Origin of the sequence: Arsenophonus nasoniae, from assembly GCF_004768525.1 — a bacterium.
Lineage (GTDB): Bacteria > Pseudomonadota > Gammaproteobacteria > Enterobacterales > Enterobacteriaceae > Arsenophonus > Arsenophonus nasoniae.
The window spans coordinates 3,064,778-3,081,638 of the sequence record NZ_CP038613.1; the positions used below are offsets into that span (position 1 = coordinate 3,064,778).

Below are 16,861 nucleotides of genomic sequence, written 5' to 3' on the forward strand. Positions count from 1 at the left end.
CCATGAAATCAACCGATTTTGAAATACGCACGGCAGGCATCACCGCTGATGAAAAAAAACTAATGGGCTATGCGGTTAAATGGAATAGCCGTTCACAACTGTTGTGGGGTGAATTTATTGAAACCTTTGCCCCCTATGCGTTTAAAAACAGTCTGGGAAAAGGAACAGATGTAAGGTGTCTGTTTGAACATGACGTAACTAATCTATTAGGGCGTACCGCGTCGAGTACGTTACAACTGGCTGAAGATGAAACGGGGTTACGGTTTGCGCTTACCCCGCCTGATACCCAATTAGGCCGAGATGTTCTAACACTGGTTGAACGGGGGGATATATCCGGTATGAGCTTTGCGTTTAGGACGATAAAAGACCATTGGGAAATTGGTGAAAAGCCTTATCTCAGAACGGTTATTGAGGCTGAATTGCTAGAAATCACGATCACCAGTTTACCCGCTTACCCTGAAAGTGGTGTCGAAATTGCCAAGCGTTCACTCAATGCTAATCGCTCCAAACCCACGCATTTGTACAATCGGTGGCTACAATTATCTGAGGTGGAATAATGTGGCCATTCAGACATAAAAAGGCAGAAGAACGCAGCCTTAGTATTGATGAGTTCCTGTCACTGGCTGGCATTCCTAACAGTCGGTCAGGCGAATATGTCTCACCGATAACCGCAGAAGGCTTACCCGCTGTTATCAATGCCGTTACGGTGATTAGTGAAGCGGTGGCGACGATGCCCTGTTTTTTATATCGGGTACACAATGATAAAGGTATGGAATCACGGGAATGGCTAAGTAACCACGTGGTAGATTATTTGCTCAATGAAAAACCAAATGATTGTCAAACACCTTTCCAGTTTAAACGAACCCTAATGCGCCATTGCTTACTCAATGGTAATGCCTATGCGCTTATCACATGGGGTAAAGACGGACAGCCCGCTTCATTACATCCTTATCCGCCGAGTGCGGTTGTACCTGAACGATTAAGTGAGCACCGTTACCGTTATACGATAACCGAGCCATACAGTGGTCAAGTCCGTATCTGTCTGCAAGAAGAAATCTTACATTTACGTTACGCCACGGATGATGGGTTTATGGGACGTTCACCGATTACGATTTGTCGGGAGACATTAGGTTTAGGACTAGCCCAACAGCGCCACGGCGCGAGTGTGATGAAAGATGGCATGATGGCAGCAGGGATTATTAAATCCAATGAGTGGCTGAATGATGCCAAAGGGCAAAAAGCCCTTGACGCGCTTGAACGTTATCGAGGCGCAAAAAATGCGGGTAAAGTGCCAATCCTTGAAGGTGGAATGGGATATGAAAAATTAGGCATGAGTAATCAGGATGCAGAATGGTTAGCTTCCCGCCGTTTTACGATAGAAGATATCGCCCGCATGTTCAATGTCAGCCCTATTTTTCTGCAAGAATATTCCAACAGTACCTACAGTAATTTTAGTGAAGCCAGCCGCGCGTTTTTAACCATTACCATGCGCCCTTGGTTAGCGAATTTCGAACAGCAAATCAAATCGGCACTACTACTTAATGTTCCGCAATCCGGTATGCGTTACCAAGTGGAATTTGACACCGCCGATTTACTCAGAGCCAACCCAAGAGAGCGTTTCTTAAGTTATGAAACGGCGATTAAATCCGGTGTGATGTGCCCCAATGAAGCCCGTGAACGGGAAGGCTTACCGCCTCGTGATGGCGGTGATGAATTTAGTCAGGCGTGGAAACAGCATATTGAGGTTAAGAAACATGCGGAGGACAACGCATGAGAGCAGGACGATTAAGACATCGTGTGACGATTCAGAAACAAGAGATTACATACGGTAATCTAGGTGACCAGCGAGTAACCTGGGTAGATGTTGAAGATGTCTGGGCAGAAGTAAAAGCGCTACGCGGTCAGGAGTTATTAACCTTTGGTACTCGCTATCCTCAAGCCATCGTCAAGATTTGGATGCGTTATCGTCCTGATATCACGATTGACAACGCCATTGTGTATAAAGGTGCTAATACACTGGGTTCTCGATTTGAGATAGCCGTTGTTTTATCCGATGCACGCCAATCAAGATTAGAATTGATTTGCAAGGGAGGAGGACGATTTGATTAATGTAAAAATCCCTTTAAATGAAATCAAACAGCATTGTCGATTAGAAGAGAGTTTTACGCTGGATGATAAATTATTAACCACGTATGCCGAAGCAGCACTTGAAGCCTGTCAACAACATATCGGCAAACGGTTTGATGAAGGATTGACATTCACGCCAGCAATTAAGGTTGGGTGTTTGCTCTATATCGGATTGCTCTATGAGAATCGGGAAATGGCAACAGATGTTGAGCTTAAAGAAGTCCCCTTTACGATTAAATCGTTATGGTCAGTGTATCGAGATATTGGAGTGTATTAAATGCCGTATCAACCATTAAAAAGATGTACAGAGCCAGGCTGTAGTACCCGAGTGAAATCGGGTAAGTGCGAGGCGCATAAACGAGCAGCCAGACGCAGAGTAGAAAAACAACGTGGAACGCATACCCAGCGTGGCTACTCCAGCCAATGGGCTAAATATCGTCTGATTTATTTGAAGGAGCATCCTCTTTGCGTGAAGTGCGAAAGTCAGGGGATATATACACCCGCTAAAATCGTTGACCATATCATCCCAATCGATGGAGATAGCGATGTACTGTTCTGGTGGCAAGATAACCATCAATCATTGTGTCAGGGATGTCATAACCGCAAAATTATTCAGCAAGATCCAATAACTAAAGCACAGCGTAAAGCTGGCATGTTCCGTGAGCAGGAAGAAAAAGCTGCTCATCGTAATGACTGGATACACGAGTATAACCTTAATGGACGAATATCAGATAAATCAATTGATTAAGGGATTACTTAGACATAGCCAAGGTTATCGACGCGTTAAGCCAAGCGCGAATAAATCCTACGTTAAACGATTGACTCAGCGTGACCGTGAGCTAATGGAATGTTTTAGGAATCAGCCTTGGAAGTAGGGGGTGGGGGAGTTAAATATGACAACCCCCTATTGCGCTGGGACCGCACGTCAATCGAATTTTTATGCGCGGTCATTTTTTTGAAAATAAAACAATAAGGAAAACAGTAGATTATGGCAAGAGCACCCAAAGCCCCTAGCTATCTTGATGAGATTGCTACTACAGAATGGAAAGCTAAGGCAAAATTCGTTGCAGAGCGTAACGACCTGAACCCCACTGATTGGAGTAGCTTTGAGCTGTATTGCGTCAACTATTCCATTTACCGAAAAGCCGTTGCAGACCTCGCAGAACGCGGATTTAGTATCGCCAACAGTCAGGGAAGCGAAAGTAGGAACCCCGCATTAAGCGCCAAAGCTGAGGCAGAAAAAACCATGATAAAAATGGCCTCCCTATTAGGTTTTGACCCCGTATCACGTCGCCGTAATCCGGTAGAAATGCAAGAAGAAGATGAACTTGACCGATTGGCATCAATACGCTGAGCGCGTCAGAAATAGCGATATTCCGGCCTGTAAGCGCTTAAAACAGGCGGTTAATCGTTATTTTAATGACCGCAATAATCCCGTTTATACCTTCGATACGCCAACGGTAGCACGTTTTATCGCTTTTTCCCGTCTCTGCCCCCATGTAAAAGGACATCTTCGAGGTAAGCCCATTCAATTAGAACCTTGGCAGCAATTTGCTATAGCGAATATTTTAGGATTCAAAGAAGTTAGCACGGGAAGAAGAAAATATCGTAGTGCGTATATCCAAGTGCCAAGAAAGAACGCTAAGTCTACATTGGCTGCAATACTGGCTAATTGGTTTTTAATCATGGAAGGGGGGCAACAGGATATTTATACGGCAGCCGTGAGTCGAGACCAGGCACGCATTGTTTTTGATGATGCCCGTCAGATGTGTTTGCTATCCCCTAGCCTAAAGAAACGGCTGACTATCCAGCAACATAAAATAATTTATCCTAAAAATAACAGTTTGCTAAAGCCGCTTGCTGCCAAAGCTGCCACCATTGAGGGCACTAATCCGAGTCTGGCGATCGTCGATGAGTACCATCTACACCCTGATAATGCGGTTTATTCCGCGCTTGAGTTAGGGATGGGGGCACGCCCTGAAGCACTACTTTTTGCCATTACCACCGCAGGGAGCAATGTTATTTCAGCCTGTAAACAGCACTATGATTATTGTTGTCAGATATTGGACGGTGAAGCGCAGAATGAATCACTCTTTGCCCTGATTTATGAACTAGACGAAGACGGTGAGCTTGATGATGAGCATAACTGGGTTAAAGCCAATCCTAATCTTAATGTCTCTGTAGAAAGTCATGCCCTGAACGATACGATTAAAAAAGCAAGGGGAATTCCCTCACAATGGACAGAGATGTTAACCAAACGATTTAATATCTGGTGTCAGGGTCAAACGCCGTGGATGGGTGAAGGGGCTTGGGCTGCCTGTCAACGGGACTACAAGGAAACGGATTTAAAGGGACAAACCTGTTATGCAGGGATGGATTTATCCTCAACAAACGATATTACTAGCGTCTGTTATACCTTCCCACAAGAGAATGCGCTCTTGCTATTGAGCCGTCACTATATCCCCGAAGCGCAATTACAGAGTCCAGCGAATAAAAATAGAGCAATCTATCATCAATGGGTGCGGTTAGGCTGGCTGAGAACCACCAAAGGCGATTGTATTGATTATGACCGTATCAGAGATGATATTCTCAAAGACAGTGAGCAGTTTGAGATTAAGCTCATTGGCTTTGATACGTGGAATGCGACTCATCTTAGAACGCAATTACAGGGTGCAGGTTTAGATGTTGAACCCTTCCCACAAACCTATATGCGTTTAAGCCCTGTCGCCAAGTCAGCAGAAGTGTTTGTTAATCGTCAGAATATCCACCATAACGGCGACCCTGTTTTAACATGGGCGATCGCAAATGTAGTGATGGAAACCGATGCAAACGCCAATATTAAACCGAACAAGAAGAAATCGGCTAATAAAATCGACCCGGCCTTAGCGTTTCTGATGAGTTTTGGCACATGGCAGATAGAGCATGAGGACTTTACCTTTAGTTTGACCGATGAGCAGAAACAACGATTAGCTTCATTTGATGGGGTGTAGCGGGTTTTTATTAGCGCCCCGGATAATCTTAAACAAATTTCTCTTCTGATTAAAACCTGTGTATTGCAATGTGTATTGCAGATAGCTATAAATAAATAATAAATATTCATTAACTTATTGATATATAGTTAAATTATAATTGTTTGTAATTTTATAACAAAGCACGCCAACGTTTGGGTGAGTGCAGAGTCAGCCTGGATGGATATGCTCAAATGGACAGATCTCTCTGCTGTCGCCCCAATGCACGAGCTAAAAACCTATCCGATGTGGGTCGGTGTTGATTTGGCTAACAAAATTGATATTTGTGCGGCCGTCAAAGTCTGGCAGGCAAACAATGGTCATGTTCATACTGATGCCAGGTTCTGGCTGCCAGAGGACAGGCTAGCGCGTTGTTCTCGACAAATTGCAGAACTCTATCGGAAATGGTCAGCGATGGGGGTATTAACCCTGACTGATGGTGAAGTGGTTGATCACAATCAAATCAAAGAGGAAATCATTACGTGGGTCTCAGGACAAACATTAAAAGAAATAGGATTTGATCCCTGGAGTGCAACGCAATTTGGCTTATCACTCGCAGAAGAAGGCCTACCACTGGTTGAAGTTTCTCAAACAGTCAGAAATCTGTCAGAAGCAATGAAAGCAGTGGAAGCATTGGTATACGCCGGGAAACTGCACCACAACCAACACCCAGTAATGAACTGGATGATGTCTAATGTGACGGTAAGACCTGACAAAAATGACAACATCTTCCCAAATAAGTCAACGGCGGAAGCTAAGATTGATGGCCCTTGTGCGCTTTTTACCGCAATGAGTCGATTATTAGTCAATGGGGAACCATCAACCTTCGCTTTCTGAAATTATTAGTTCCCACGGACTGAGATCGCTTTAAGGATCACACAATGATATTAACACTGCTTTCATTTATCACAGGCATTATTGGTGCCATTTTATTGGCTTTCGGTGCCTGGTTATTGCTGCCCGCCGCTGGTTTTATTGTTGGCGGTATTCTTTGTTTGCTGTGGTCATTTTTGGTTTCGTACATGATGAGTCGAAAAATCAAACAATAAGAGGCATTATGTTTTTTCCAGGACTTTTTAGCAAAAAAAGTGACATAACTTCACAGGAACTTGGTCATCTGATGGGGCTTTCTTACGATACTTACGCCGGTCGTAGAGTCAGTCCTAGGTTGGCTATGCAGCTAACCGCGGTATTTAGCTGTGTCAGAGTATTAGCAGAATCTGTCGGCATGCTGCCTTGTGCCCTGTATGAACGAACGGCACAATGCAATCAACGCGCCACGAAAGAAAGGCTTCATCAGCTATTATCAGCCAAACCAAATGGGTATATGACTTCACAAGAGTTTTGGGAATTATTAATAACGAGTTTGTGTCTGAGGGGCAATTTTTATGCCTATAAGGTTAAGGCCTTAGGCGAAGTGGTTGAATTACTTCCATTAAGTCCTGACAGTGTCGCACCAACGCTAAATCCTCAATGGGGTATTGAATATCAAGTCACGTTGCCAGATGGAACAAGCCGTATTCTGAGTCAGGATGAAATATGGCATGTTCGCATTTTTACATTGGATGGATTAATAGGGTTGAGTCCAATTGCGTATGCACGTCAAGCCATCGGTCTTGGACTAGCAACAGAAGAGCATGGCTCACGTCTATTTGGAAATGGGGCAGTGACAAGTGGGGTTTTACAAACGGAACAATATTTGACAGATGACGCTTATGAGCGATTAAAAAATGACTTTGAAGTCCGCCATCAAGGCCTTGAGAATGCCCATAAACCGATGATCCTTGAAATGGGATTGAAGTGGCAACAAATTAGTTTGTCAGCGGAAGATGCTCAGTTTTTGGAAACACGCAAGTTTCAACTGGAAGAAATCTGCCGTATTTTTCGCGTTCCGTTGCACATGGTGCAAAATACAGATAGAGCCACGTTTAATAATATTGAGAATCTGGGCATTGGTTTTATCAACTATTCGCTGGTTCCTTATCTAACGCGCATTGAACAGCGAATCAATATCGGGTTAATCGCTGAAAAAAAAGCAGAAAAATTTTTATGCTAAGTTCAATACTGGGGCGTTATTACGTGGTGATATGAAATCACGGTTTGCAGCTTACGCAACGGGAATTAATTGGGGAATTTATTCCCCAAATGAATGCCGCGAACTGGAGGAGCTTAACCCTCGTGAAGGCGGTGATATTTATTTAACGCCGATGAATATGACAACAAAACCCAGTCTTACCGAGTTTAGCGAGGATAAATCGAATGACAATAATGATAAAACAGCGGTTTGATATGCCGCTGAGTCTAAAATCAGTGACTGAATCGGGTGAGTTTTCCGGCTATGGTTCTGTTTTTGGGGTAAAAGACAGTTTTGATGACATCGTAATGCGAGGCGCATTTGAAACATCACTAACGCATTGGCGATGTAAAAATAGTTTTCCTGCCCTTCTTTGGCAGCACCGCATGGATGAACCGATAGGGGTCTATACCGAAATGTGGGAGGATGAAAGAGGGTTATTTGTCAAAGGAAAATTGCTCATTGAAGATGACCCTTTAGCCAAGCGAGCCCATGCGCACATGAAGGCCGGATCACTATCCGGCCTTTCTATTGGGTATGTGCTTAAAGATGGCGAATACGAACGCACTAAAGGGGTCTTTTTGATTAAAGAGATAGATTTATGGGAGGTGAGTTTAGTGACCTTTCCAGCGAATGATGAAGCGAGGATTAATACGATCAAATCAGTATTTGCGCAAGGTCAAATTCCCGCACCAAAAGAGATTGAACGAGTCCTGCGTGATGTTGGACTTTCTCGAACACAAGCAAAAAAATTCATGGCGGAAGGCTACCTTGCTTTGTCTCAGCGAGACGTTGAAACCGATCTGTTAGCAGCCTTGAAATCCATTATATTTTAAAAGATAAGGGTAAATTATGCCAATAGACAAGAAAGATGTTGAACTGGTAGCACAAGAGCTACAAAACCGATTTAACGAATTTAAAGAAAAAAATGATAAACGTATTGAAGCCATTGAAGCGCAGAAGGGTAAGCTATCGGAAAATGTTGAAACACTGAATGCTAAACTCAGTGAACTCGATGCGTTAAAATCCTCGCTTGAAGAAGAATTAGTGGCGTTAAAACGCCCTGCGGCAATGAAAAGCAGCCAGAGTATAAATGATCATAAATTGGCTTTTTCGCTGTTCATCCGCAAAGGCAAAGAAGAGGGACTCGCTGAACTTGAAAAAAAAGCCATGCAAACGACCACAGACCCTGACGGGGGGTATGCAGTACCTGAGGAATTAGACCGCAATATCATCAAGGCGTTGGGGGATGAAATTGTGATGCGCCAGGAATGTCAGGTATTAACGGTTGGTACCCCCGATTATAAAAAGCTAATTAATAAAGGCGGAACGACAAGTGGTTGGGTCGGTGAAACGGATAAGCGTCCGGAGACATCGACATCGAAATTAGGGGTTATTGAGCCTGTCTGGGGTGAAATTTATGGTAATCCAGCTGCCACCCAAAGAATGCTTGATGATAGTTTTTTTAATGTTGAACAATTTATCGTGTCAGAATTGACGCAGGAGTTTGCTCAACAGGAAGAGTTGGCATTTACATCCGGTGATGGTCAAAAAAAACCAAAAGGATTGTTAGCCTATGGGAGCGATGAAAAAGCGGATAAGGAGCGTGAATGGGGAACGCTGCAACACCTGATGCTTAAAAAACCATCAGAAATTACCGCTGATGAAATCATGCAACTCATTTATACCTTGCGTAAACCTTATCGTACTAATGCCCGGTTTATGATGAATAATAAGACATTATTTCAGGTAAGAACATTAAAAGATTCACAAGGTAATTATTTGTGGCAACCTGGTTTGCAGTTAGGACAACCCTCCGCCTTATTAGGTTACGGTATTGCAGAAAATGAACAGTTTGCGGATTTAGGCGCGGGCAATGTTCCGGTTGCTTTTGGTAATTTTAAACGTTGCTATACCATTTTAGATCGTATTGGTGTCAGGGTATTGAGAGATCCCTATACCAATAAACCGTTTGTTCATTTTTATACGACAAAAAGAGTGGGGTCTATGTTAGTGGATAGTAATGCGATTAAATTATTGAAGGGCAAAGCCAGTGGAGCAGGCGGTTAATTTAAGAGGGGGCAATATGCCCCTCTTTTGCAAAAGTTGAGGTTTGGCATGTTACCTACGCTTGATGATTTACATCTTCAGTGTCGTATTGATACGGATGAGGAAGATGCGCTTTTATTGATGTACCTTGCCGCTGCCAAAGAAAAAGCAGAAAACTACCTTAACCGTTCATTATCTGATTCAGAGAAAAAGACGCAAAACGCAACCCAATTAGTGATAACGCCGTTGATTAAACAGGCATTGATATTGGCGGTAGGCTTTTGGTATGACACGCGGGAGTTAAAAAGAATTCCCCCTGGATTTTACGAAATATTAAACGATTATCGGATATACCCGATGAGAGGGAAGGATGTTAGCCGCCGAATTGACTAAACGCATTACCTTGTATCGGCCTATCACAAAATATCGTCCTTTGGGCGATCCGTATACTGAAATGGAAGCGGTTAACACCGTTTGGGCCCATGCGGAGTCGATATCTAATCGGAAAATTCGCACGGCTGATCAAGAACAGGTGATTGAAACTTTGCGTTTTACGTTAAGGCCAAGAAACGATATTGATATTGATTGGCTGGTTGAATATCGGCAACGTCGCTTTACCGTCAGAGCATTAGATCGTAATCAACCTGATCGACTCATTATTACCACAGAAGCAAATATCCGCCATGATAGAAAATGATATTAAAAAAGACTTAAGCCGTATTACGGGATTAGATGCTTTCCCCCTTCAACTTCCTTCAAAACAGCTTGAAGGGGTCATTTATCAGCGTATCAGTGATCCGAAAGTATTTACGGGGTTAGCAAAAACAACGCTCGTACAGGCGCGATATCAGATAACAGTTCAGTTACTCAATGATTATGAAAAAGCCCTCTGGCTAAGCGAAAAAATCAAGGAGGAATGGGAAAAAATTGAACACGGTTATCTGGGTGACTATCCGGTACAACATATTGAACGCGGTAACTTAATTCAGGACAGGGAAGAACTGACAGAAAACCGTATATGTTATCGGATCACGCGGGATTTTATTTTGACCTATGCGGAGGATGCTAAATGAGAAATCGAGTAGAAGTGAAGGGATTAAGCGATCTTGAATCGGTATTAAAAAAATTGGGCGATGAAGTTGCGGTTGAGGTTTTACGCAAAGCAGGGAGTGAAGTAATGAAACCGGTGCTCGCCGATATGAAAGGCCATTCGGGATTTGATGCGATTCATTCAGGCGAACATATGCGAGATAGCATTAAAATCCGCACTAACAGCAGAATAAAGGACAAAAAAACACAAACCGTCGTCACAGTGAGAGTTGGCCCTTCAAAACAACAGGCGATAAAAGCACGCGCCCAAGAGTTTGGTACGGTTAAACAGATAGCGCGCCCTTTTATCCGACCCGCATTGGATTATCACCGTGAATTTATCCTTAATACCTTAGCATCAGAAATTCGCGCCAGCATTGAAAAACATCGTTAATACAACAGGAAAATACTATGGCTAAAAGAAAAAGTTCGCCGGAATACGCTAAGTTACCCGAAAATACCGTAGTGAAATTTGGCAAAGTGGGGGATGCAGTGACTGCAATGAAACTTCTGGATACCTGTAGAGCAATAGGCGCAACAGGATTAACAGGAAGCTTTATAGACTGCACCACATTACTTGACACCAACAAACAATATATAGCCGATTTACCGGAAGGGCCGGAAAAGACGCTAGGTTTTATCGATGACCCCGAAAATGAAGATTTTACTGAATTTTTAAATTTGGCACAAAATAGAGAAACCGTTCAGCTTTATATTGAGCTACCCAATAAACGGACAGCCACGATGATCTTGGCCCTGTCAGGCTGGGAGATGAATGAGATTAGTGCGCCAGCAAGTGAAGTCATTCAAATTACGGTAAAAGGGAAACAGAATAATCTCACCTGGGGAACAGTACCCCCAAAGCCTTAACCGCCGATGCGACAAAATTCACGGCGGATAGCACCAAGAGGAAAGTAAACTGATGGCAGAAATCAAAAAAATCAATATTGGCACAAAACCGGATGATGGAACGGGTGATACTTTACGTGATGCTTTTAGTAAAACAAATGACAACTTTGAAGCACTTAATACCTTACCCGAAAAAGGGGATAAGGGCGATAAAGGAGAAAAAGGCGAACCCGGTAAGGATTTGTCATCAGAACTTGATGCGCTCACCAAACGTGTCAGAGCATTAGAAGAAAAAGAATAAGGTAAATAGCATGTCATCACTTAAATCACGTTTATTAGCACCGGATAGTTATGTTGAAAAACACGCTATTTTTGATGTTGATGTTTATCTACGCCGCTTAACCATTGCAGAGCTAGATACCTATGAGCAAGCGTTAAAACAGGCGCAAGACAGTGGCTCTAACACACAGGCAAGTATTGCGGGAGCAAACCTGATTTTGCAAACGATTTGCGATAAAGCAGGGCAACCCTTACCCACAGAAGAATTGCCCACCGCAGAGGAATTAATTGCTACCAAATCCACGCAATCATTGATTGAAGCCCTCAAGTTTGTTCAGCAATTTAGCTGTGGCAGTCTGGATGGCGCTAAAAAAAACTAACCGACTCCGCTCGCTTACGCTTTATTTTCCAACTGGCTGATAGATGGGGTCAACCTGACCCGCGTAAAATCGCCGCTTTACCGAACGAAATATTGACGCACTGGCAAGCGTTTTTTTCTGCTGGAAAGTGAACTCAAAGGCGCAGATATTACGGAAAATGAAGTCATTGCACATAATGATGTTAATCAACAATGTAATAACGTTATGAGGGTTTTAAATGGCTGATGTCGCAAGTCTGGCCGTAGCGTTACACTTGAATTCTGCTAGTTTTAAATCGCAAATTCATGATGCTTATAGTTCTGCGGCTAATGAATCTAAAATTTGCTCAGCAGATTGAATCTGGCTCAAGTCAAAGTGAACGTGCAGTGACAAGGATGTCAAATCAGATAAGAAAATCCAGTGGACAGGCAGCAGTTGGCTTTGGAAATTTGCATCATGTGTTAACGGAGCTGGTTTCTGGCAGCAATGTTGCTGCCAGTACGATTTCAAATGCGTTAGTACCCGCTTTTGAACGATTGTTTGCGCTACGCATGGCACGACTTTCGATACTCAACGGCAGATGGCGAAAGAAGCCGCGCAAAGTGCGGTAGATTATGCACAGTCTAGCATTGAAGCGGCCAAAGCAGATGCCACCAGAGCACAGCAGGGATTAAAAACCGCGCAAGTAATGAAAGCACAGGCCATCGCGCAGCGTGAACAGGCGTTTGCCTCTGATGAATACCTTGAAAAAATGCGCGCGGTCAACGCCCAAAATGGACTGAATACGGCTGAAATTGAAAAGGCATATGCGGCGCAAAATGCGGCAAACGCCAGAACGATCGCCGAAGCAAATCTGGCTGAAGTCAGCGCAAATCAAAAAAAGCTGCCGCCGCTTCTGCGCAATTAACGACAGCGCAAGCAGCGGAAACGGCGGGCACGCGACAATTAGCTTTAGCCAAGCAGCAGCTTGCCGTTGCAAATACTGAGTTGTCCGCTTTGCAGCGCGTAACCGGAGGAATAACGGGCGCTTTCAGTAACCTTATTAATCTCATGGGTGGGCCGCTCAATGTTGGCTTGATGGCAACCGCAGGGTCAGTATTTTATTTGTATTCGCAGTTTAAGGAAGCGGAAGAAAGGCAGAAGTCTTTTTATGCAGCCATTCAAAAAGGCGGATTATTTTTATCGACAACAACGGTTGAATTGAATCTGTTAGCAGATCGACTAGGCGGGACAGCCGAAGCCTATAAAGCGGTGACTTCTGCCGCAAGTGCAGGGTTTAGCGGTAAGCTACTGGAAGACGTGGCGGAGTTTGGGGCTCAACTTGAGGAGTCGGGCGGTAGCGTCGATATGTTGGTCAGCAAGCTATCGGCAATCGGTGACCAACCGTTAAAAGCCTGCGAAATTACGCGGCTGAGGGTGTGGTATTAACGCAATCGATTTACGAGCAAATTGCTGCCTTGGAAAGACGGGGACAAATTGAAGAAGCCAAAGCGCTTGCAAGAAATGCCTACGAAAAACAGAATCAGGAAAATACTAAAGAAAGCGAGCGCTTAACGCAGGCGCATAAAAGATCACTCGATGATCTGACCGGTAGTTTTAACGTGTTAATGGCGGCATCAACGCAAAGTCTGACACTGTATAATCAGGTGTTGCAAAAAGAAAAGGACAAGGAAAATGCGATTTATGCTAGGCAACTGGAAGAACGCAAAGCACAAATTAAAACTGAAAGTCAGTTCGCCATTCATACCATCGAAACCGCTGCACAAATTAATGCGGCCATTAATGCGGGTAAAGATCCGCTGAAAGAAAGAGCCAGAATTCAGCAGGAAATCAACCAACGCTATAAAGAGGGCAGTTTAACATTAAATGAGTACACCCAAGCGCTTAAAGGACTCGACAAACTGTACGCCCCGCAAAAACGTCCGGGAAACCCTTGATGCGGGGCGTCAGCGAATTGAGCAACTGCAACAACAAACAGCGACCTTACAAGCGCAGTTAATGGAAAATGAAAACTCCTCGATTCAGAACGGAAATTGGCAGCCTTTGAGCAAGAAATCACTCGATTAAAGGGCGAACGCTGAATGCATCACAGAAGAGTGTGTTAGCGCATGCGGATGAAATTCGTACACAGTTGCAAATCAATGCCGGATTAGAGCGTGAATTACAGTTAAAAGCATTAAGGCAACGATTTGCAGATCAGGATTTTGAAATCACAAAACGTACGACTCAAATGCAGCAGGAAGCCCAAAATCAGATTCTGCAAATGACGATGCCCAAAGTGGATTATGACTTGATGCTTGAAGAACAACGCGTCAGGGATGACTTTCGTAATCGGCGATATCAGCTTGATAAGGAAGTTTCAGATAAGACCTCACAACTTTATGCAGAACGGACGCAGTTTTTAGCGCAAGAAGAACAAAAACAGATTGAGATAGTGAGAGCTGCTGCATTAAGTAAGGCGAAGGTGGCGCAAGATGGGGAAAGGCGTAGCCAAAGGCTGGCAGGATTTCGGTGCGGAAACAGAAAACGTGTTTGATAACATGCGTAATATCACTAAAAACGCTTTCGATGGTATGTCAAATACCCTGGCAGACTTTGTGACCACAGGTAAATTTAATTTTTCTGATTTTGCGCAATCGGTGGTCAATGATATAACGCGCATGATTGTTAAAATGATGATATTTAAAGCGTTGGAGTCAAGTTTGGTGGTTCTGGTCTTGGCAGTTTTCTTGGCATAAGAGCCAATGCACTGGGCGGTGTTTATCGTTCGTCAGGGTTAAGTGCCTATAGTAATCGTGTTGTGGATTCGCCGACGTTATTCCCATTTGCCAAAGGAATCGGGTTAATGGGTGAAGCGGGGCCTGAAGCCATTATGCCGTTAACTCGAGGGCGTGATGGTTCGCTGGGTGTCAAAGCAGTCGGTGGCTCATCAGAGACCCAAGATGTAAGCACTATCCATATTCATCAGGTTATCAATGTGACCGGTAATGGCGATAAAGTCATTGGAGAAATAACCCAACGCGCAGCAAAACAGGGAGCAGATGATGCCCTCGCACGCATTCAGCGAGATTTTGCGACTAATGGACGTATACGGAAACTTTTAGGGAGTTAACTGATGGCATCGGTTATTGAATGGCCAAAAGAGGTTGTGCCTTCATCAATGAATTGGCAACTAGTTAGTAATAGTAAAACCTTTGTTTCAACTTTTACCGGCAGCGCACAAACGGTCAGATATCCCGGTAGCCGCTGGCGGTGTAGCTTAACTTTCAATAACCTGACTGAGACTAAGTCGCGTGAACTTGAAGCATTGACTGCTGAACTTGACGGCGAAAGTGGTCGGGTTAAAATTAGTCACTGGATACGACAAGGATTGGTGGAAAGAGGTGTTCCAGCAATTCGTACCGCAAACCAAACCGGCAGGATATTGCTTACCCGAGGCTGGAAAAAAAATTTAATTGTCATCAGAAAAGGGGATTATTTAACGATTGGCGATGAGCTGAAAATAGTTACGGATAATGTCTTCAGTGATACTAACGGTAATGCGTCAATTCCCATTTCACCGATGCTGCGATATGCGCCAAAAGTTAATGATAAATTAGAAACCCTGTCACCGTTTGGCATTTTTAAACTGACGACTAATGATCAGGGTAGTTTTCAGTATCGTCCAGGCGTGTTTACTCATGTTACTTTGGAGTTTGAGGAGGCGCTTTACTGATGTTATACCATCCTTTTTCTAACAACATGGTTAAAGCGATTAATGACGGATATGAATTAGTCATGGCTGCAAGATTAGATTTTAAGTCAGGGGTAGCTAGAAATCATACCGGTGTTGGCAATATCATTATTGCGGGTGAAGTTTACGAGGGTGTTGGAAAATTCGGTGCAGTTGAAAATGTAAAAGAGGAAAATACAACCAGTCCACAGCAATTAATATTATCCCTTTCTGGCTTTGACTCGATGCTGGTCGGTGATGTGATGAATGAACGCAGTCGCGGCAGAAATGTTCGTTTAATGTTGATTGCCATCAATCTGGAAGGAAAGCCTGCGATTGCTGAGGTGATTTTTGCCGGACAGATTTCGCATATTGGCGTTTCGAGCGGTGAAGAAAATGCAGTAGCGGTGACCGTATCCAATCGTTTTGAACGTTGGTCGATGGGGCTACCGGACAGATTCACGGATGAGTCATGGCGCAAACGGAAAAGTGACGACCGTATCTTCAGATATGTGGCGCAAATGGCTGAGCGGGCGATTTATTGGGGTGGTAAAAAGGATTCACCGGGGTTTGTTTATAAGTAAATAATTTCAAATATATCTATTTTGAAATAGATTTTAAATGTAATACGAATAAACTTATATGATAATTTGCGATACGCAATGCAAATTATGTTGCTTTGTTTTAATCATTTATTTTTAGTAATAGCAGGAAAAAAATGAAAAAAATATTATTGATATCATCGATAGCTTCTATTCTTACATTTATCGCATTTAGCGCTAATGCGGAAGGAAATAATACCCTATCAATGGGTTATGCGCAAAGTAACATTAAGGTCAGTGTTGGTGATGTAAATTTTGACCTTAATGATAGTGCAAAAGGTTTCAATATTAAAGCCCGTCATGAGTTCAATGATAACTGGGGTGTGATGGGTTCATTTGCTTATACGCATAAAGGTTATTATTTTTCTGATTATTCAACCGTCGATATCGATTACTACTCACTCAGTGTCGGGCCCGCTTATCGTTTTAATGAATATATGAGTGCGTATGGCTTAATTGGTATTGCACATGGTAAAGCGAAAGTAAAAACATTTAATGATAGCGAAAGTGGTTCTGAAAGCAGATTAGTTGGTGGTGTTGGTTTGCAATTTAATCCAGTGGAAAATATTGCCATTGATGCCTCTTATGAATACACCAGATTCGGTGATTTTAAAGTCGGCACCTGGATGCTTGGTGCAGGTTTCCGGTTCTAAATTTTAATTGATATCAAAATGCGACATAAAAATTGGGTAACCAGATTACCCCAAACTTTA

General features: G+C 43.3%; 26 protein-coding genes and 3 pseudogenes. All 29 read left to right on the forward strand.

Annotated elements, in window-relative coordinates; genetic code table 11:
* Nucleotides 1-2 precede the first annotated feature (2 nt).
* The 29 genes and pseudogenes from ArsFIN_RS15555 (at nucleotide 3) to ArsFIN_RS15690 (ending at nucleotide 16,801) form a co-directional block, all read left to right on the forward strand.
* Entirely contained in the window at nucleotides 3-557 is a 555-nt protein-coding gene (locus ArsFIN_RS15555) for an HK97 family phage prohead protease (protein ID WP_135677555.1), read from the forward strand.
* Nucleotides 557-1,774: a phage portal protein gene (locus ArsFIN_RS15560; RefSeq protein ID WP_135677489.1), complete on the forward strand. Its 1,218-nt coding sequence runs from the start codon at nucleotides 557-559 to the stop codon at nucleotides 1,772-1,774. The genes ArsFIN_RS15555 and ArsFIN_RS15560 overlap by 1 nt, the downstream gene beginning before the upstream one ends.
* On the forward strand, nucleotides 1,771-2,109 hold the full coding sequence (locus tag ArsFIN_RS15565; protein WP_026824207.1) for a phage head closure protein: 339 nt from the start codon (nucleotides 1,771-1,773) through the stop codon (nucleotides 2,107-2,109). The genes ArsFIN_RS15560 and ArsFIN_RS15565 overlap by 4 nt, the downstream gene beginning before the upstream one ends.
* Nucleotides 2,105-2,404 (forward strand): head-tail connector protein, encoded by a 300-nt coding sequence (locus ArsFIN_RS15570; protein WP_026824208.1) that lies wholly within the window; start codon nucleotides 2,105-2,107, stop codon nucleotides 2,402-2,404. Before ArsFIN_RS15565 ends, ArsFIN_RS15570 begins: the two co-directional genes overlap by 5 nt.
* The gene (locus tag ArsFIN_RS15575; RefSeq protein ID WP_135677488.1) at nucleotides 2,405-2,875 is read left to right on the forward strand and encodes an HNH endonuclease; all 471 of its coding nucleotides are present in this window, start codon (nucleotides 2,405-2,407) and stop codon (nucleotides 2,873-2,875) included. It begins immediately after the preceding gene.
* 240 nt (nucleotides 2,876-3,115) lie between these two features.
* Nucleotides 3,116-3,481, forward strand: coding sequence for a phage terminase small subunit P27 family (locus ArsFIN_RS15580; protein WP_135677454.1), 366 nt, complete (start codon nucleotides 3,116-3,118; stop codon nucleotides 3,479-3,481).
* The gene (locus ArsFIN_RS15585) at nucleotides 3,456-5,117 is read left to right on the forward strand and encodes a terminase large subunit (RefSeq protein WP_135678158.1); all 1,662 of its coding nucleotides are present in this window, start codon (nucleotides 3,456-3,458) and stop codon (nucleotides 5,115-5,117) included. Before ArsFIN_RS15580 ends, ArsFIN_RS15585 begins: the two co-directional genes overlap by 26 nt.
* 147 nt (nucleotides 5,118-5,264) lie before the next feature.
* Nucleotides 5,265-6,006 (forward strand): annotated as a pseudogene (locus ArsFIN_RS15590) (terminase TerL endonuclease subunit); the annotation flags it as partial.
* A 10-nt stretch (nucleotides 6,007-6,016) separates the two neighbouring features.
* Nucleotides 6,017-6,184 (forward strand): hypothetical protein, encoded by a 168-nt coding sequence (locus ArsFIN_RS26510; RefSeq protein WP_167876663.1) that lies wholly within the window; start codon nucleotides 6,017-6,019, stop codon nucleotides 6,182-6,184.
* Nucleotides 6,185-6,192: 8 nt separating this feature from the next.
* Nucleotides 6,193-7,423, forward strand: a pseudogene (locus ArsFIN_RS15595) (phage portal protein).
* On the forward strand, nucleotides 7,395-8,045 hold the full coding sequence (locus ArsFIN_RS15600; protein ID WP_135677585.1) for an HK97 family phage prohead protease: 651 nt from the start codon (nucleotides 7,395-7,397) through the stop codon (nucleotides 8,043-8,045). The pseudogene ArsFIN_RS15595 and the gene ArsFIN_RS15600 overlap by 29 nt, the downstream one beginning before the upstream one ends.
* 16 nt (nucleotides 8,046-8,061) lie before the next feature.
* Nucleotides 8,062-9,279 carry a phage major capsid protein gene (locus ArsFIN_RS15605; protein ID WP_135677667.1) on the forward strand — a complete coding sequence of 406 codons (1,218 nt, stop codon included), beginning with the start codon at nucleotides 8,062-8,064 and terminating at the stop codon, nucleotides 9,277-9,279.
* Between the two features lie 27 nt (nucleotides 9,280-9,306).
* Nucleotides 9,307-9,651 (forward strand): head-tail connector protein, encoded by a 345-nt coding sequence (locus tag ArsFIN_RS15610; protein WP_246067255.1) that lies wholly within the window; start codon nucleotides 9,307-9,309, stop codon nucleotides 9,649-9,651.
* Nucleotides 9,629-9,955 carry a phage head closure protein gene (locus ArsFIN_RS15615; RefSeq protein ID WP_135677666.1) on the forward strand — a complete coding sequence of 109 codons (327 nt, stop codon included), beginning with the start codon at nucleotides 9,629-9,631 and terminating at the stop codon, nucleotides 9,953-9,955. The genes ArsFIN_RS15610 and ArsFIN_RS15615 overlap by 23 nt, the downstream gene beginning before the upstream one ends.
* Nucleotides 9,942-10,331, forward strand: a complete 390-nt coding sequence (locus tag ArsFIN_RS15620; RefSeq protein ID WP_135677665.1) for a hypothetical protein — start codon at nucleotides 9,942-9,944, stop codon at nucleotides 10,329-10,331. Before ArsFIN_RS15615 ends, ArsFIN_RS15620 begins: the two co-directional genes overlap by 14 nt.
* On the forward strand, nucleotides 10,328-10,741 hold the full coding sequence (locus ArsFIN_RS15625) for an HK97-gp10 family putative phage morphogenesis protein (protein ID WP_135677664.1): 414 nt from the start codon (nucleotides 10,328-10,330) through the stop codon (nucleotides 10,739-10,741). Before ArsFIN_RS15620 ends, ArsFIN_RS15625 begins: the two co-directional genes overlap by 4 nt.
* 17 nt (nucleotides 10,742-10,758) lie before the next feature.
* On the forward strand, nucleotides 10,759-11,217 hold the full coding sequence (locus ArsFIN_RS15630; RefSeq protein ID WP_135677663.1) for a phage tail protein: 459 nt from the start codon (nucleotides 10,759-10,761) through the stop codon (nucleotides 11,215-11,217).
* Nucleotides 11,218-11,269: 52 nt separating this feature from the next.
* Nucleotides 11,270-11,497 carry a hypothetical protein gene (locus ArsFIN_RS15635; protein WP_026824210.1) on the forward strand — a complete coding sequence of 76 codons (228 nt, stop codon included), beginning with the start codon at nucleotides 11,270-11,272 and terminating at the stop codon, nucleotides 11,495-11,497.
* Nucleotides 11,498-11,507: 10 nt separating this feature from the next.
* Nucleotides 11,508-11,855, forward strand: coding sequence for a hypothetical protein (locus tag ArsFIN_RS15640; RefSeq protein WP_026824209.1), 348 nt, complete (start codon nucleotides 11,508-11,510; stop codon nucleotides 11,853-11,855).
* 308 nt (nucleotides 11,856-12,163) lie between these two features.
* Complete coding sequence (locus tag ArsFIN_RS15645) at nucleotides 12,164-12,445, forward strand: hypothetical protein (RefSeq protein ID WP_135677973.1); 282 nt, start codon at nucleotides 12,164-12,166, stop codon at nucleotides 12,443-12,445.
* On the forward strand, nucleotides 12,415-12,741 hold the full coding sequence (locus ArsFIN_RS15650) for a hypothetical protein (RefSeq protein ID WP_135677975.1): 327 nt from the start codon (nucleotides 12,415-12,417) through the stop codon (nucleotides 12,739-12,741). The genes ArsFIN_RS15645 and ArsFIN_RS15650 overlap by 31 nt, the downstream gene beginning before the upstream one ends.
* A gap of 89 nt (nucleotides 12,742-12,830) precedes the next feature.
* Complete coding sequence (locus ArsFIN_RS15655) at nucleotides 12,831-13,262, forward strand: phage tail length tape measure family protein (RefSeq protein ID WP_135677977.1); 432 nt, start codon at nucleotides 12,831-12,833, stop codon at nucleotides 13,260-13,262.
* On the forward strand, nucleotides 13,253-13,771 hold the full coding sequence (locus ArsFIN_RS15660; protein ID WP_135677979.1) for a hypothetical protein: 519 nt from the start codon (nucleotides 13,253-13,255) through the stop codon (nucleotides 13,769-13,771). Before ArsFIN_RS15655 ends, ArsFIN_RS15660 begins: the two co-directional genes overlap by 10 nt.
* 161 nt (nucleotides 13,772-13,932) lie before the next feature.
* On the forward strand, nucleotides 13,933-14,370 hold the full coding sequence (locus ArsFIN_RS15665; protein ID WP_135677981.1) for a hypothetical protein: 438 nt from the start codon (nucleotides 13,933-13,935) through the stop codon (nucleotides 14,368-14,370).
* Between the two features lie 4 nt (nucleotides 14,371-14,374).
* On the forward strand, nucleotides 14,375-14,572 hold the full coding sequence (locus ArsFIN_RS27005; RefSeq protein ID WP_455708621.1) for a phage tail tape measure C-terminal domain-containing protein: 198 nt from the start codon (nucleotides 14,375-14,377) through the stop codon (nucleotides 14,570-14,572).
* Nucleotides 14,551-14,760: pseudogene (locus tag ArsFIN_RS29170) on the forward strand (phage tail tape measure protein); the annotation flags it as partial. The gene ArsFIN_RS27005 and the pseudogene ArsFIN_RS29170, both read left to right, overlap by 22 nt.
* A 189-nt stretch (nucleotides 14,761-14,949) precedes the next feature.
* Nucleotides 14,950-15,549 carry a hypothetical protein gene (locus ArsFIN_RS15680; RefSeq protein WP_135677659.1) on the forward strand — a complete coding sequence of 200 codons (600 nt, stop codon included), beginning with the start codon at nucleotides 14,950-14,952 and terminating at the stop codon, nucleotides 15,547-15,549.
* The gene (locus ArsFIN_RS15685; RefSeq protein ID WP_135677658.1) at nucleotides 15,549-16,130 is read left to right on the forward strand and encodes a hypothetical protein; all 582 of its coding nucleotides are present in this window, start codon (nucleotides 15,549-15,551) and stop codon (nucleotides 16,128-16,130) included. Before ArsFIN_RS15680 ends, ArsFIN_RS15685 begins: the two co-directional genes overlap by 1 nt.
* Before the next feature lie 134 nt (nucleotides 16,131-16,264).
* Nucleotides 16,265-16,801 (forward strand): Ail/Lom family outer membrane beta-barrel protein, encoded by a 537-nt coding sequence (locus tag ArsFIN_RS15690; protein ID WP_135677590.1) that lies wholly within the window; start codon nucleotides 16,265-16,267, stop codon nucleotides 16,799-16,801.
* Nucleotides 16,802-16,861 lie beyond the last annotated feature (60 nt).